The organism is Roseateles flavus, assembly GCF_039872765.1.
GTDB lineage: Bacteria > Pseudomonadota > Gammaproteobacteria > Burkholderiales > Burkholderiaceae_C > Roseateles_B > Roseateles_B flavus.
Genome location: NZ_JBDPZC010000001.1, coordinates 963,521 through 978,656, shown reverse-complemented (window position 1 = coordinate 978,656; position 15,136 = coordinate 963,521). Strand labels below are relative to the sequence as shown.

Annotated in this window: 16 protein-coding genes; 3 read left to right on the top strand and 13 right to left on the bottom strand. The window is 69.9% G+C overall.

The features are described 5' to 3' along the window. The first annotated feature begins 19 nt into the window (after nt 1–19). Nucleotides 20–490: a tRNA (cytidine(34)-2'-O)-methyltransferase gene (locus ABDJ40_RS04365; RefSeq protein WP_269631656.1), complete on the top strand. Its 471-nt coding sequence runs from the start codon at nt 20–22 to the stop codon at nt 488–490. 14 nt (nt 491–504) lie between these two features. Here the strand turns inward: ABDJ40_RS04365 and ABDJ40_RS04360 are convergent, their stop codons facing one another. The 8 genes from ABDJ40_RS04360 to ABDJ40_RS04325 form a co-directional block, all read right to left on the bottom strand. Next, a complete protein-coding gene (locus ABDJ40_RS04360; protein WP_347606527.1) occupies nt 505–1,485 on the bottom strand; it encodes a Bug family tripartite tricarboxylate transporter substrate binding protein in 981 nt (326 codons plus the stop codon). Between the two features lie 14 nt (nt 1,486–1,499). Continuing rightward, nucleotides 1,500–2,516 (bottom strand): NAD(P)H-dependent glycerol-3-phosphate dehydrogenase, encoded by a 1,017-nt coding sequence (locus ABDJ40_RS04355; RefSeq protein ID WP_347606524.1) that lies wholly within the window; start codon nt 2,514–2,516, stop codon nt 1,500–1,502. Between the two features lie 116 nt (nt 2,517–2,632). Further along, nucleotides 2,633–3,094: a protein-export chaperone SecB gene (gene secB, locus ABDJ40_RS04350; RefSeq protein WP_269631659.1), complete on the bottom strand. Its 462-nt coding sequence runs from the start codon at nt 3,092–3,094 to the stop codon at nt 2,633–2,635. 171 nt (nt 3,095–3,265) lie between these two features. Continuing rightward, nucleotides 3,266–3,532 (bottom strand): glutaredoxin 3, encoded by a 267-nt coding sequence (gene grxC / locus ABDJ40_RS04345; RefSeq protein WP_347606521.1) that lies wholly within the window; start codon nt 3,530–3,532, stop codon nt 3,266–3,268. A 50-nt stretch (nt 3,533–3,582) separates the two neighbouring features. Then, the gene (locus tag ABDJ40_RS04340; protein ID WP_347606518.1) at nt 3,583–3,987 is read right to left on the bottom strand and encodes a rhodanese-like domain-containing protein; all 405 of its coding nucleotides are present in this window, start codon (nt 3,985–3,987) and stop codon (nt 3,583–3,585) included. Nucleotides 3,988–4,089: 102 nt separating this feature from the next. Then, nucleotides 4,090–5,604 carry a methyl-accepting chemotaxis protein gene (locus tag ABDJ40_RS04335; RefSeq protein WP_269631662.1) on the bottom strand — a complete coding sequence of 505 codons (1,515 nt, stop codon included), beginning with the start codon at nt 5,602–5,604 and terminating at the stop codon, nt 4,090–4,092. A gap of 60 nt (nt 5,605–5,664) precedes the next feature. After that, a complete protein-coding gene (locus ABDJ40_RS04330) occupies nt 5,665–6,087 on the bottom strand; it encodes a type 2 periplasmic-binding domain-containing protein (protein ID WP_347606515.1) in 423 nt (140 codons plus the stop codon). Between the two features lie 11 nt (nt 6,088–6,098). Then, entirely contained in the window at nt 6,099–7,328 is a 1,230-nt protein-coding gene (locus tag ABDJ40_RS04325) for a porin (protein WP_347606512.1), read from the bottom strand. A gap of 216 nt (nt 7,329–7,544) precedes the next feature. Here ABDJ40_RS04325 and gpmA point away from each other — a divergent pair, with 216 nt between their 5' ends. Both gpmA and ABDJ40_RS04315 read left to right on the top strand, forming a co-directional pair. Then, on the top strand, nt 7,545–8,288 hold the full coding sequence (gene gpmA, locus ABDJ40_RS04320; protein WP_269631664.1) for a 2,3-diphosphoglycerate-dependent phosphoglycerate mutase: 744 nt from the start codon (nt 7,545–7,547) through the stop codon (nt 8,286–8,288). A gap of 142 nt (nt 8,289–8,430) precedes the next feature. Further along, entirely contained in the window at nt 8,431–9,219 is a 789-nt protein-coding gene (locus ABDJ40_RS04315) for a hydroxypyruvate isomerase family protein (RefSeq protein ID WP_347606508.1), read from the top strand. Nucleotides 9,220–9,599: 380 nt separating this feature from the next. Here ABDJ40_RS04315 and ABDJ40_RS04310 read toward each other — a convergent pair whose 3' ends face one another. From ABDJ40_RS04310 to ABDJ40_RS04290, 5 genes are read right to left on the bottom strand one after another with little or no spacing between them, the layout of a single operon-like run. Then, nucleotides 9,600–10,502, bottom strand: coding sequence for a ribose-phosphate diphosphokinase (locus ABDJ40_RS04310; protein ID WP_347606505.1), 903 nt, complete (start codon nt 10,500–10,502; stop codon nt 9,600–9,602). Nucleotides 10,503–10,515: 13 nt separating this feature from the next. After that, the gene (locus ABDJ40_RS04305) at nt 10,516–12,084 is read right to left on the bottom strand and encodes a thymidine phosphorylase family protein (RefSeq protein ID WP_347606503.1); all 1,569 of its coding nucleotides are present in this window, start codon (nt 12,082–12,084) and stop codon (nt 10,516–10,518) included. Between the two features lie 25 nt (nt 12,085–12,109). Beyond that, nucleotides 12,110–12,841, bottom strand: coding sequence for a lysophospholipid acyltransferase family protein (locus ABDJ40_RS04300; protein WP_347606500.1), 732 nt, complete (start codon nt 12,839–12,841; stop codon nt 12,110–12,112). A gap of 16 nt (nt 12,842–12,857) precedes the next feature. After that, nucleotides 12,858–14,165, bottom strand: a complete 1,308-nt coding sequence (locus ABDJ40_RS04295; protein ID WP_269631672.1) for a dihydroorotase — start codon at nt 14,163–14,165, stop codon at nt 12,858–12,860. Nucleotides 14,166–14,179: 14 nt separating this feature from the next. After that, nucleotides 14,180–15,136, bottom strand: coding sequence for an aspartate carbamoyltransferase catalytic subunit (locus tag ABDJ40_RS04290; RefSeq protein WP_269631673.1), 957 nt, complete (start codon nt 15,134–15,136; stop codon nt 14,180–14,182).

Below are 15,136 nucleotides of genomic sequence, written 5' to 3'. Positions count from 1 at the left end.
GAGGCCCTAGACTGCGGCCATGTTCCGCATCGTCCTGGTCCACCCCGAAATCCCGCCCAACACGGGCAATGTGATCCGCCTGGCCGCCAACACCGGCTGCGAGCTGCACCTGATCGAACCCCTGGGCTTCTCCATGGAGGATCGGCTGCTGCAGCGCGCCGGGCTGGACTACCACGAGTACACCCGGCTCAAGCGCCATGCTGACTGGCCCAGCTTCCTGGCCGCCGAGCAGCCGGCCCCGGACCGCCTGTTCGCCTTCACCACACGCGGCAGCCATCCGCTGGCCGAGCAGGCCTGGCTGCCGGGAGACTGGCTGGTCTTCGGCTCCGAGACCGCCGGCCTGCCGCCGGCCCTGCGGGACAGCTTCCCGCCCGCGCAGCGCGTGCGCCTGCCGATGCGGCCGGAGCAGCGCAGCCTCAATCTCAGCAATGCGGTGGCCGTGGCCGTCTTCGACGCCTGGCGCCAGCACGGCTACGCCGGCGGAGCCTGAGCCCGGGCAGCGTCCTACTCCGGCTTGAGCTTCAGCCGCCGGATCACCTGGCCCCAGCGCTCGCGGTCCTCGCGCATCTGCAGGCGCAGGCCCTCGGGCGCGGAGCCGATGGCATTGAAGTGCTGGGCCAGCAGGCGCTCGCGGAAGGCCGGGCTGCGCACCAGGGCGCTGACCAGGCCCGCCATGCGGTCGACCAGCGGCTGCGGCGTGCCCGCCGGTGCCAGCAGCCCCTGCCATGACAGGGCCGAGAAGTCCTTCAAGCCCTGCTCGGCCAGCGTGGGCAGCTCCGGCCAGCTGGTGCTGCGCACGCTGCTGCTGAGCCCCAGGGCCTTGACCTTGCCGGCCCTCCAGGCGCCCAGGGCCATGCCGGGCACCATGAAGGCCGCCTGGATCTCGCCGCCCAGCAGGGCCTGCAACACGTGGGGAAAGCCGCCATAGGGCACGTGGTTGAGGGGAACGCCCGCCCGCGCGGCCAGGTCCTCCATGGCCAGATGCGAGGCGCTGCCCAGGCCCACCGAGCCGTAGTTGATGCCCTCGCGGCGGGTGCGCAGCAGCTGCAGGAACTCAGGGAGCGTGGCCACCCCCAGTGCCGGGGATACCAGCAGCACATTGGGCGAGGAGACGATCAGGCTGACGGGGGTCAGGTCTTGCCTCGGGTCGTAGCCAGGCTTGCGGCTCAGCAGGTCCGCGGTGGTCAGCGGCCCCTGGATGGTCAGCAGCCAGGTATAGCCGTCCGGCGCGGCGTGGGCCGCGAGGCCGGTGCCGATCAGGCCGCCCGCGCCGGGCTTGTTCTCCACCAGCACGGTCTGGCCCAGCGAGGGCCGCAGCCCGTCGGCCAGGGCCCGGGCGATGAGGTCCGGCGAGCTGCCCGGCGGGAAGGGCACGATGAGCTTGAGCGGCCGCGCCGGCCAGCCCGCGGTGTCGGCGGCCCGTCCGGCACGCGGCAGGGCGCTCAGGGCCAGCAAGGCGGCCAGGGAGTCACGGCGGCGCAACATGGGACTGCGGTGCTTCAGTGTTCGGCGCGCGCCTGGCGGCCCATCAGCAGGTCCACGCCGGCCCGCGGGCTCAGGCGGCCGTCCAGCACGGCGACCACGGCCTCGGTGATGGGCATGTCCACGCCTTTGGCACGGGCACGCGCCAGCACGGTCGGGGCGCTGTAGACGCCCTCGGCCACATGGCCCAGCTGCTGCAGGATGTCCGGCAGGGCCAGGTCTTGCGCCAGCAGTAGGCCGACGCGACGGTTGCGGGAGAGGTCGCCGGTGGCCGTCAGCACCAGGTCACCCATGCCGGAGAGCCCCATGAAGGTCTCGGTGCGAGCGCCCAGGGCCAGGCCCAGGCGCAGCATTTCGGCCAGGCCGCGGGTGATCAGGGCGGCCCGTGCGTTGAGACCAGGCGCCAGGCCAGGCTCGCCAGCGGCCTCGGCACGCTGGCGCAGGCCGTCGGCAATGCCTACGGCGATGGCCATCACGTTCTTGACCGCGCCGCCCACCTCCACGCCCACCGGGTCGCTGGCGCTGTAGACGCGCAGACGCTCGCCGTGGAAGGCCTGCACGCCCAGCTGGGCCAGTTCGGCGTCCTCGCTGGCCGAGACCAGGGCGGTGGGCTGGCCCGCAGCCACCTCCTGGGCGAAGCTGGGGCCGGAGAGGATGCCCACGCGCAGGTCCGGCCGGACCTCGCGGGCGATCTCATGGCCCAGCAGGCCAGTGCCGGCCTCGAAGCCCTTGCACAGCCACATGACGCGAGCCCCGGCGGGCATCTGCTGCAGCATGCCGCGCAGCGCGGCCATGGGCGTGGCGATGATGATCAGCCCATCGCGCGCATGCGCCAGCGCCTGGTCGAGGCGACTCTCCAGGCGCAGCGAGGCCGGCAGCGCCGCGCCGGGCAGGTAGCGCTCGTTGAAGCGGCTGGACTGCATGTCCCTGACCTGGGCCTCGTCGCGGGCCCACAGCAGCAGCTCATGCCGTGCAGCGGCCTGGACGGCCAGTGCGGTGCCCCAGGCACCGGCTCCCAAAATGCTGATCTTCATCACGTTGCCAGGCAAACGGCGCCAGAGGCCGTCGGGATCAGAAGTGACAACGCCACCTCGCGGTGGCGTGCATGAGGGCACAAGCCAGGCCCGTGGGCCCGATCATGCCAGGATCATCAGTTCAGAGCTTCGGCAGCCGGGGCCTGGGCCTGCGCCTGCTGGCGGGCTTCGAACATGGCCTGGAAGTTGACTTCGGTCAGCAGCACGGGCGGGAAGCCGGCGCGGGTGCAGACGTCGGACACCACGGCGCGCAGGTAGGGGTAGATCATCTGCGGGCAGACGATGGCCAGGATGCCCTCGATCTGCTCTTCGGGCAGATTGCGGATCTCGAAGATGCCAGCCTGCTTGGCCTCGATCAGGAACAGGGTGCGATCGGCGATCTTGGTCGTCACGGTGGCGGTGACGCTGACTTCGAAGACGCCATCCACCACGGGCTCGGCGGCCAGGGTCAGGTTGATGTCGACCTGGGGCTGGGCCTGCTCGGTCAGGATCTGCGGGGAATTCGGCTGCTCCAGCGACAGGTCCTTCAGGTACATGCGCTGGATGTTGAACACGGGGGTCAGTTGCTCGTCGGCCATGATGGTCTCGTTCGTGTGAGTGGATGCCCGGCAAACGCACAGCCGCCAAGCAGACGGGGCGGATTATGACCCAGGCCCGCCAGGCACCCGGGAGCGGAATTGCCCGCTCTTGAATTGGCTCAAGAAGGCCCCAGCAAGGGCCGGGGGGGTCGCTGGATCAGGCGCCCGGCCTCAGGCCGCCTGCTGCTGCAGCAGGGGCATGAGCCCGCCGCGCTGGTCCAGGGCGATGAGCTCGTCGCAGCCGCCCACATGGGTCTGGCCGATGAAGATCTGCGGCACGGTGCGCCGCCCGGTGAGGGTCATCATGGCCTCGCGCTGGGCGGGATCCAGGTCGACACGGATCTCCTCGATCTGCTCGACGCCCCGCTGCTTCAGCAAGGCCTTGGCCCGCACGCAGTAGGGGCAGACCTGGGTGGTGTACATCTTCACAAGGCTCATGGCCGGACTCTCTGATACTTCTCAGCGCGAGGGGGTGGGACGGGAAAGGCTCAGGCCTTCTCGATGGGCAGGTTGGCCTCGCGCCAGGCCTTCATGCCGCCGGCGAGCACCTGCACATTGGCATAGCCCGCCTTGCGAAGCATGCCAGCAGCGCGCCCGGCGCGTGCGCCGGTCTGGCACACCAGCACGAGAGGCAGGGTCTTGTTGGCGGGCAGGTCCTTGCTGGTCTCGACGCTGCCAAAGGGAATGTTGCGCGCGCCGCTGGCATGGCCTGCCGCGAATTCGGCGGGCTCGCACACGTCGATCAGCACGCCCTTCTCACGGTTGACCAGGCGCACCGCCTCGTTGGTGTTGACCTGCCCGGCGCCACCGCCTTGCAGGGCCGAGCGCAGCAGCAGGGCGCCGGAAACCAGGGCCGCCAGGACCAGATACCAGTTGTCGATCAGGAATTTCAATTCGGGGCCTCGATGGGAAGGGTGCGGGATTATAGAAAACGGCGCCCGCAGGCGCCGTGAAGGGGTCCGGGCCTGCGCCCGGGCTGCCGCGAAGCCTGGCACTCAGCCCAGCTTGAAGGTGGACACCGCCGTCTGCAGGGCCCGGGCCTGCTGCTCCAGGCTGCTGGCCGCGGCGGCCGCCTGCTCCACCAGGGCCGCGTTCTGCTGCGTCATCTGGTCCAGCTGGCTCACCGACTGATTCACCTGCGTGATGCCCTGGCTCTGCTCGCTGGCGGCAGCGGTGATCTCGCCGATGATGTCCGAGACCCGCTGCACGCTGGCCACGATCTCGCTCATGGTGGCGCCCGCATCCTGCACCAGGCGGCTGCCGGACTCGACCTTGTCGACGCTGGCGCCGATCAGGGCCTTGATCTCCTTGGCCGCCTCGGCGCTGCGCTGGGCCAGGCTGCGCACCTCGCCGGCGACCACGGCGAAGCCACGGCCCTGCTCGCCCGCGCGGGCCGCCTCGACGGCGGCATTCAGCGCGAGGATGTTGGTCTGGAAGGCGATGCCGTCGATCACGCCGATGATGTCGTTGATCTTTTTGGAGCTGGTGTTGATCTCATCCATGGTGGTCACCACCTGGCTGACCACCTCGCCGCCCTTCTGAGCCACCGCGGCGGCAGAGCCCGCCAGCTGGTTGGCCTGCGAGGCCGCATCGGCGCTCTGGCGCACGGTCTCGGTGAGGGTCTGCATGTTGGACGATGTCTGCTCCAGCGAGGTCGCCTGCTTCTCGGTGCGCACCGAGAGGTCGTGGTTGCCCACGGCGATCTCGCGCGAGGCCACCGTCATGGAGTCCGTGCCGGTGCGCACATTGGCCACGATGGCGGCCAGGCCGCGCGACATGTCGCGCACCGCCGCCAGCAGGCTGGCCTCGGCGCCGGGGCTGACCTGGATGTCCTGCGAGAGGTCGCCCTCGGCCATCTGGCGCATGACGTCGCGAGCGTACTCGGGCTCGCCGCCCAGCTGGCGCCAGACGCTGCCGATCACGAGGAAGGACCCCACGCCCAGGCACAGCACCACCACGAGGCCGCTGACCACGATGGCGCTCAGGCTGGACGACACGCCGCTGCTGGCCGCCTGCAGGCCGTTGTCGAAGTTCTCACGCGCCTCGGCCCGGGCCTTGGCCAGCACGCCTTCCAGCTCCTTCAGCGCAGCCTGCATCTTCGGGATCGCGCCGGCCTGGTCGCCCTGCTTGATGCCCAGGAAGAGCTGGGCGGTGTCGGAGGAGGCGGCGTAGTAGGTCTCGAAGCTGGCGGCGAGCTTGCCCGCCATCTCGGCTCGCCCTTCGATGGCCTTGATCGTGCCCAGGGTCTTGCGCATGGCGGCGGCACGCTCGTTGGCTTCGTCCAGGCGCTTCTTCTCGCCCTCGGCCACGGCGCTCTGGATGGTCGCGCCCAGGGCCTCCAGCTGTGAGGCGAACTGGTTGGTGGCGTCCAGGTAGGGCGCGTGCACATCGCCGATGGCCTGGATGGCGCCCGAGGTGCGTGCCGAGAAGGCCAGCACGACGGCGATCCCGATGGCGAAGATCACCGCCGCCAGCACGGGCAGCAGCCAGATCCGGGTCTTCACATTCATGTCCAACTCCTTGCTCAGCGGGCGGAGCGCGGCGCGCCCCGCCCGGCTGTCGTCGCGGGCTCAGTCAACCGACAGGACGACCTTGACGCTGCCGTCCACGGCAGACTTCTCGATGTAGCCGATGGCGTCCGGATTGCCCGCCACGAACTTCTTCACCTCGGCCGAACTGGCCACCTCCTTGGGCGGCGTGGCCTTGCCGGAGAAGACCAGGCGCGACCAGGCCGCCTTGACCTGGGCGCTGTTCTTGCCCGTGACCTTGGTGTAGAAGGTCTCGCGGATGGCGGCGCTTTCGGGCTGATCCACGGGAGCCGCCGCGGCACCGCTGGGCAGGGTGTTGCTCTTGCCCAGGAAGATGTTGGCCACCTGCTCGGCCGTCATGCTGGCGGCCGCGCTCTTGGGGTTCACCACCACGGCCACCTGAGCCTGGGCGGCCATGCCGGCGCCGGCCAGGGCCAGCGCGATGAGGACTTGTTGCATGCGCATGGTCGGCCTCCTTAGAACACAAAGTCCACAGCCAGGCTGTAGACGCTGACCTTGCTGGAACCGAAGCCGGGCTGCGGGCTGGTGAACAGGCCCGGGCCGTTGGGCGTGATGCGCTCGTACTGCGCCTTGACCGCGATGTTGCGGTAGGCGTCCCAGCGCAGCCCCAGGGCCACGGTCTTCTGCTGGTTGCTCTGGTCATAGAGCGTCTTGTCGACCACGGCCTTCAGGTCGGCGATCGGGAAGGGCGCAGGCGGTGACGGGATCTTCACGCCGGCCGGGATCACGTTGTTGACGTTGTTGTCCTTCTGCTTGAGCTCGGACACCGTCACATAGGGTGTGAACTTGCCGAAGCGGTGGCCCACGGTGAAGTACCAGCCGTCGGTGTCCGGCACATAGGTGTCGGTGCGGCGCATGGTGTACTCGAAGTTGGCCAGCCAGTCGCCCTGGTCCCAGGCCAGGCCCACGCCGGTGAAGCTGGCCTTCTTGCTCTCGGCGGAGAGCTGATCGCCCACCGCGGCGAAAGGCGTGGCGCGCAGCAGCGTCACCAGGCCGGCCAGGGTGGTGCTGTCCACCGTCAGCTTGCCCTGCACATGGCCCAGGCGCACCGTGAAGCCGCCGTCCAGCTCGGCCGTGGCATTGAAGCCCGCCATGCTCTTCATGTGCACGTCCACGCCCTCGAAGACGGCGGTGGACTTGCCCCCGTAGACCTGGAGGTTGACCGTGGCGCTGCCCATGGCCGTCTGGTAGCTCAGGTCGGCGCCATCGAAGTGGCTGACGGGGACTTGGCCGTAGACGTCCTGGGGCGGGCGCAGCCAGGTGTTGGCATAGCCCACGTCGCGGAAGTCGGACACGGCGAAGTACGGGCCACCCATGCGCCCCACGCGCATGCTCAGCGAGGGATTGAACTGCGCCTTGGCGAAGGCCCATTCGAATTCGGGCTTGTAGTTGCCGTCGCCGTTCTGCTTGCTCAGCACCTGCACCGTGGCCGAGAACATGGGGCTGAACTTGGCACCGACCTGCACGCCCAGCTTGGTGTCGACGTCACCGCTCCACTTCTTCGTGGCGCCGCCGGGCTGGCCTGAGATCACGAAGTCGGCCTCGTCGGTCGTGGTCTTGACCACGCCCACCGTGCCGAAGCCCGAGAACGTGAACATGGAATTGGTGTCCGACTGCGCCTGCGCCGTGGCGGCCAGCACGGCCAGCGCCACGGGCGCCAGCCGAAGTGATTTCAGAACCATCATCTACATCTCCTTTGGTTTGAAATTGAAAACGGCCAGTCCCGCGAAGGACAGGCCGTTTCAGACGTGTCCCTTGCTTTCGGCAAGCGAGCCGCGATCTTTAGGAAAGCCCCGGGGCAGGGCGGGCTCGATAGAATCCGGGCCGCGCGGCGCCTTGCCGCTTTGGCCCGTCGCCGGCTGCCCTGCAGCCAGCCGCCCTTTCACCGAACCGAATCGCCCATGTACAAGCTCGTTCTCATCCGCCATGGTGAATCCACCTGGAATCTGGAAAACCGCTTCACCGGTTGGACCGATGTCGACCTGACCGCCACGGGTGTGGAACAGGCCAAGCAGGCTGGTCGACTCATCAAGGATGCCGGGCTCGACTTCGACGTGGCTTACACGTCCATGCTCAAGCGTGCAGTTTGGACGCTTTGGCACTGTCTGGATCAAATGGATCGAACTTGGTTGCCTGTAGTCCACAGCTGGCGCCTCAACGAGCGCCACTACGGCGCCCTGCAGGGTCTCAACAAGGCCGACATGGCCAAGCAGTACGGCGACGAGCAGGTGCTGGTCTGGCGCCGCAGCTACGACACCCCGCCGCCGCCGCTGGAGGCCAACGACCCCCGCAGCGAGCGCAGCGATGTGCGCTATGCCCGGCTCAAGACCGAGGACGTGCCCCTCACCGAATGCCTGAAGGACACGGTCGCCCGTGTGCTGCCCGTCTGGAATGACAGCATCGCACCCGCCATCAAGGCCGGCAAGCGTGTGGTGATTGCGGCACACGGCAACAGCATCCGCGCCCTGGTGAAGTACCTGGACAACATCGCCGATGACGCCATCGTGGGCGTGAACATCCCCAACGGCATCCCGCTGGTCTACGAACTGGACGCCGATCTCAAGCCCATCAAGAGCTACTACCTCGGCGACGCCGAGGCCGCCGCCCGGGCCGCCGCCGCCGTGGCCAGCCAGGGCAAGGCCTGACCCTGCTGCTCCTGGCGGAGCGCTCTGGCAAGCAAAGGCGAGCGAACTGCTCGCCTTTTTTCATGGCTGCTGCCGGGGTCTTCTTGCGGGGCCGGGCCGATTCGCGCATGCTCTTGGCCCGCCGCACCGCCCGAAGCCGACCATGCCCACGCTCGCCGCCAACCTCTCCTTCCTGTACCAGGAGCTGCCCGCTGCCGAGCGCTGGGCCGCGGCGCGTGCGGATGGCTTCCGGGCCTGCGAGATCCTCTTCCCCTACGCCGAACCCGCCTCGCCGCTGGCCGCGCGCCTGCGATCCCTGGACCTGCGCCTGGCCCTGTTCAACGCCCCAGCCGGCGACTGGTCCGCAGGCGACCGGGGCCTGGCCTGCCTGCCCGCGCGCCGAGAGGAGTTCCGCGCCGGCCTGCTGCAGGCCCTGGACTACGCGTCAACCACGGGCACGCAGCGCCTGCATGTGATGGCCGGCGTGCCTGGCGCTTCGGTCGCACCTGAGCTGGCCCGGGACTGCTACCTCGAGCAGCTGCGCTGGGCCGCCGAGCAGCTGGGTGAAAGCGATCTGCGCCTGTGCATCGAGCCCATCAACGGCATCGACATGCCGGGCTACTTCCTGCACAGCCAGGCGCAGGCGCACGCGCTGCTGGACTTGCTGAACGACGATCGCGTAGGCCTGCAGTTCGACGCCTACCACTGCCAGCGCAGCGAGGGCGAGGTGCTCAACAAGCTGCGCCAGGCCTTCGAGCGCGGCCGCCTGGCCCATGTGCAGATCGCCGGCGCCCCCGACCGCCACGAGCCTGACCGCGGCGAGCTGCGCGTCGAGGCCCTGCTGCAGGCCCTGGACGACTGGGGCTACACCGGCCACGTGGGCTGCGAATACCGGCCCGCCTCCACCACCCGCGAGGGCCTGGGCTGGTCCCACCCCTGGCTCAAGTCCTGACCCCAGCGGACCCTGACCCAGCGGGCCGGCGCCGGGCCGCCCCAAGCCGGCCCTCCTGCCATGGCTTGCGGCTCAATGCCGCGAGCCATGGCGTCCCCCCGGGGGACCGCCCAGACTCGCGCGCGTTCAGCACCGCGAGTCTGGGCGTGGGGTCAACACCCGGCCGAGCGAGTGCCGGCCCGCCTCCACCACCCGCGAGGGCCTGGGCTGGTCCCATCCCTGGCTCAAGTCCTGACCCCAGCGGGCCGTGCTGACCCCAGCGGGCCGTGACCCAGCGGGCCGGCGCCGGGCCGCCCCAAGCCGGCCCTCCTGTCATGGCTTGCGGCTCAATGCCGCGAGCCATGGCGTCCCCCCGGGGGACCGCCCAGACTCGCGCGCGTTCAGCGCCGCGAGTCTGGGCGAGGGGTCAACACCTTGGCGAGCAAGGGCACGACACTGACCGCATTGCTCTCGTGCGGCACGGCATTGCTGCTCCACACATGCCGCACGCCCGCCGCCTTCAGCAAAGGCAAGGCATCGCCGTTGAAGAGGGCATGCGTGACCGCCACGTCCACCGAGGCCGCCCCGCGGGCCAGCAACTGCTCGGCAGCGCCGATCAGGGTGCGGCCGGTGGAGGCCATGTCGTCCAGCAGCACGACCGCCCTGCCCTTCACCTCGACCTCGGGCAGGGCCAGGCGGACCTGGTGGTCGCCCTCGCGCAGCTTGCGGCCCACGGCGTGGTCCAGGCCACCGGCCTGGGCGGCTTCCTTGACCCACTGGCCCGACTCCTCGTCCGGCCCGATCAGCAGAGCGCCCGGCACATGCCGCGCGATCCAGGCACCCAGCACCGGGGCCACGGACAGGGCGATGCCAACGCCGGGCGGCATCACCTCGTCCAGGCTGGCGATGCGGTGCAGGTGCGGGTCCAGGGTGATCACGCGGTCGAAGAGCTGGGCCAGCCAGCGGGCCACATGGCGCTGGCTGACGGCCTCGCCAGGCGTGAACTCGATGTCCTGGCGCATGTAGGCCAGGTAGGGCGTGACCAGGACCAGCTGCCGGGCGCCCAGCTCGCGCGCGGCGGGCGCTGCGATCAGCAGCTCCACCATCTTCTCGTTGGGCTGCTGCAGGCCGCGCAGCAGGATGACACCCGCCGGCAGGGGCTTGGGCAGCACCAGGCGCAGCTCGCCGTCCGGGAAGCGGTGGCGGCGGATGAAGTCCAGGCGCAGGCCCAGGGCCTCCGCCAGTTCGCGGGCCAGCGGCGCTTCGTCCTCGAAGGCCAGCAGCAGGGTCAGGTCTTGAGCCATGAGGAGCGGATCGTCAGATGGAGAAAAAGCCCACGGCATGCGAGAGCTCGGTCCAGTGCGCAGCACTGCCCAGGCGGCAGCCGCTGTCGCGGTCGGCCAGCTCGCGGGCAAACTGGAGGTCGGTGGGGTACTGGGCGTGGATGCGGTAGAGCGGCTCGCCGGCCTTCACCGTGTCGCCCAGCTTCTTGAGCAGGTCCAGGCCCGCACCGGGCACCTGGGGTGCGCCGGCCAGACGGGCGATGCGGGCAATCCGCAGATTGTCCAGGGACAGCACGACGCCGTCCTGCGCCGCACAGATCTCGGCGCTGAGGGCGCCCAGCGGCGGTGGCTCGGCGCGGCGTCCCTGGGCATCGATGATGGCCTCCATCTGGGCCAGGGCCCGGCCGGACTCGAGGATGTCCCGGGCGATCTGGTAGCCCTGGCCGCCGCGCACATCGGGATCGAACTCGATCATGCGACCGGCCAGGCGCAGCGCCTTCTGGCGCAGGTCATGCGGCGCGTCGGGGTCGCCGCGCAGCACTTGCATCACGTCGCGCGCCTCCAGCACCGGGCCGATGCCGCGGCCGATGGGCTGGCGGCCGTCGCTGATCACCACGTCCAGCTCCAGGCGCAGATGGCTGGCGACGAACTCGAAGAGCTTCTTGAGCCGGTGGGCCTCGGCCATGGAGCGCACCTTGGCGCTGTCACCCACCGGGATGTCCAGCACCAGGTGCGTGGAGCCGGCGGCGATCTTCTTGGACAGGATGGACGCGACCATCTGCCCCGGGGAGTCGATGGACAGGGGCCGCTCGACGCTGATGAGGATGTCGTCCGCCGGCGAGAGATCGGCCGTGCCGCCCCAGGCCAGGCAGGCGTGGGTGTCCCGCACGATGCTGACCATGCGGTCGAAGGGCAGCTCCACATTGGCCAGCACCTCCATGGTGTCGGCCGTGCCGGCGGGCGAGGTGATGGCGCGCGAGCTGGTCTTGGGGCACAGCATGCCGTGCGCCGCGACGATGGGCACCACGAGCATGGAGGTGCGGTTGCCGGGGATGCCGCCGATGCAGTGCTTGTCCACCACCGGCCCGGACCCGACCTGCGCGCGCCAGTCCAGGCGGCGGCCCACGGCGATCATGGCCTCGGTGAGGTGAAGCACCTCCTCGCGGTCCAGCTCCACCTGGTTGGTGGCAACCACGAAGGCCGCCAGCTCGATCTTGGAATAGCGGGCCTCGGCGATGTCGCGGATGATGCCCATGAGGTCCTCACGCCCCAGGCGGTCGCCATTGATCTTGCGGTGCAGGGCGGCAATGGAATGCGGCGGCTCGGCATGCGCGATGCTGGCCTGGTGGCCCTCGGCCACGCCCAGCCGCGTGAAGGCCTCCTCGCTGACGCCCAGCTCGCAGCTGCTCACGATGCGCTCGTCGTCGACCACGTTCAGCACGGCCTGGATGGTGCAGCCATTGGCATGGATCTCGACCTTGGACAGGGCCTGGAAGCCCGCCGCGCGGACCACGGGGCAGTCCCGGTGCAGGTAGGCGACGTTCTCGCGCCAGGTATCGATGCCGACACGGCGGATCTGGAGTTGGGAGGCTTGGGCGCTCATGCCCGGATGGTAGTCCCGCGCGCGCTCAGGAGAGCTTGGCGGCGATCAATTCGCGCAGATGCTCCGCCAGCAGCCGGCGGTCGGCATGGGCGGTAGCGTGGGCGGGCAGAATCTGCAGCTCGATGGCCAGGCCGCGCGCGGTGACCACGCGCCAGATGCTCTGCAGCAAGGTCGTGTCGCCGATGAACTGGGCGCTGCGGCTGAAGCGCTGCCCCGGCTCCTGCCAGCGCAGCACCAGGGGCTGGACCGGCAGCTCGGTGGCGATGGCGGCCTGCAGCAGGTTGCCGTGGAAAGGCAGCAGCTCGGGGCCCGGGCCGGTCGTGCCCTCGGGGAAAAAGGCGATGGTGTCGCCCGCCCGCAGGGCCTCGGCGCACTGGTGCACCACGCGCAGGGCGTCGCGCTTGGAAGCGCGCTCGATGTAGAGCGAGCCCACGGCCGTCACCAGGGTGCCGATCAGGGGCCAGTGCTTGACGTCGGCCTTGGAGACGAAGCGGGCCTCGGGCATCACGGCGTGCACGGCCGCGATGTCCAGCCAGGACACGTGGTTGGACACCAGCAGCTTGGCGCCCGGGCGCGCCTGCCCCTGGCTGCCCAGCGTGATGCCCAGCAGGCGCAGCATCTTGCCGGACCACCAGCGCACGCGCGCCTGGCGCTGCTGCGGCGTGTAGGCACCGAAGCGCAGCTTCACCAGCGCCAGGCCGTGCAGCACGTGCAGCGTCAGCCTCAGCAGACGCCAGATCCCGATCAGGCCTCGCATGCGCGCGTACCGGGCCTCAGCGGCCTTCGTAGGCCAGGGTGCCGGCCACGACGGTGGCCTTCACGCGGCCGGGCAGCTCGAAGCCGCTGACCTCGAAGGCGAAGGGCGTGTGGGTGCCCTGGCTCAGCAGCTGAGCCGGCTCCACGGCCCAGCGGGCGCCAGCATCGAAGAGGCAGAGGTCGGCCACGCCGCCCTCCACCAGGCGGCCTGCGCTGGCCGACAGCGAGCCCAGGGCATTGCCCAGCACCCGCACCGGCTCGCTGCTGACCACGGCCAGCGCGCGGGCCAGGGGCAGGCCCTCGTCCTCGGCCCACTTGAGGGCTACGCTCAGCAGCAGCTCCAGCCCGGTGGCGCCGGGGGTGGCCTCGGCGAAGGGCACATTCTTCTCGTCGGCGCTGACGGGCATGTGGTCCGAAACCAGCGCGTCGATCGTGCCCTCGGCCAGCGCGGTGCGCAGGGCGTCGCGGTCACGGCCCTGGCGCAGCGGCGGCGTCAGGCGCATGGCGGTGTTGAAGTAGCCGATGTCGACGTCAGTCAGGCACAGGGAGTTGATGGACACGTCCGCCGTCACCGGCAGGCCTTCCTGCTTCGCGGCGCGCAGCAGCGCCACGCCCGCCGCGCTGGACAGGCGGCACAGGTGCACGCGGGCGCCGGTGGCGCGCATCAACTCGAAGATGGTGTGCAGGGCGATGGTCTCGGCCGTCACCGGCAGGCCGGAAAGGCCCAGGCGCGTGGCCACGGCGCCGCTGGCGGCCACGCCGCCCGAGAGCCAGGGGTCCAGGGGATGCAGCCACACGGTGTAGTCGTAGGTGGCCGCGTACTGCAGGGCGCGTTGCAGGAACTGCGTGTTGCGGATGGGCACCTCGGCCTGCGAGAAGCCCACGCAGCCGGCCTCGGTGAGCTCGGCCATCTCGGTCAGCTGCTCGCCCTTGAGGCCGCGGGTCAGCGCGCCCAGGGGGAAGAGCCGGCACATGCTCAGCTTGCGGGCGCGGAACTTGAGCATCTCGACGAGGCCGGGCTCGTCCAGCGTCGGGTCGGTGTCCGGCGGGCAGACGAGGCTGGTGATGCCGCCCGCGGCGGCCGCGGCCAGCTCGGTCTCCAGCATGCCTTCGTGCTCATGGCCGGGCTCGCGCAGGCGGGCGCAGAGGTCCACCAGACCGGGGGCCACGACGAGGCCAGTGGCGTCGATCACGCGCTGCGCGTCGAAGTCCGGCGGCACCTCGCCCAGCGCCACGATGCGACCGGCGGCAATGGCCAGGTCGCCCACACGGTCCAGGCCCGAGGCCGCATCCACCAGGCGGCCGTTCTTGATCAGGATCTTCACTTGCTGTTCTCCGCTCAGTTGCCGGCCAGGATGCTCATCACGGCCATGCGCACCGCGATGCCGAAGGTGACCTGGGGCAGGATCACGCTCTGCTGGCCGTCGGCCACCTCGGAGGCGATCTCCACCCCGCGGTTGATGGGCCCGGGGTGCATCACGATGGCATCGGGCTTGGCCAGCTGCAGCTTCTCGGGCGTGAGGCCGAAGCTCTTGAAGAACTCGCCGGTGCTGGGCAGCATGGCGCCGTTCATGCGCTCGTTCTGCAGGCGCAGCATGATGATGACGTCGGCGTCCTTGATGCCCGATTCGAGGTCGTGGCAGACGCGCACGCCCATCTCGCGCAGGTCCCCCGGCACCAGGGTCTTGGGGCCCACGGCGCGGATCTCGGGCACGCCGAGGATGTTCAGTGCATGGATGTCGGAACGGGCCACGCGCGAGTGCACGATGTCCCCGACGATGGCCACCGTCAGGTTGCGGAAGTCCTTCTTGTAGTGACGGATGGTGTACATGTCCAGCAGGCCCTGCGTGGGGTGGGCATGCCGGCCGTCACCGGCGTTGACCACGTGCACATGCGGCGCGCAGTGCTGGGCGATCAGGTAGGGCGCGCCGCTCTCGCTGTGGCGCACCACGAACATGTCGGCGTGCATGGCCGAGAGGTTGGCCACGGTGTCCAGCAGGGTCTCGCCCTTGGCGGTGGAGCTGCGGGCGATGTCGAGGTTGATCACGTCCGCCGAGAGCCGCTTGGCGGCGATCTCGAAGGTGGTGCGGGTGCGGGTGCTGTTCTCGAAGAAGAGGTTGAACACCGACTTGCCGCGCAGCAGGGGCACCTTCTTGACCTCGCGGTCATTGACCGACAGGAAGGTGCCGGCGGTGTCCAGGATCTGGTGGATGACGGCCTGGGGCAGGCCCTCGATGGAGAGCAGGTGCACCAGCTCGCCGTGCGTGTTCAGCTGGGGATTGCGCTTGGACAGCAT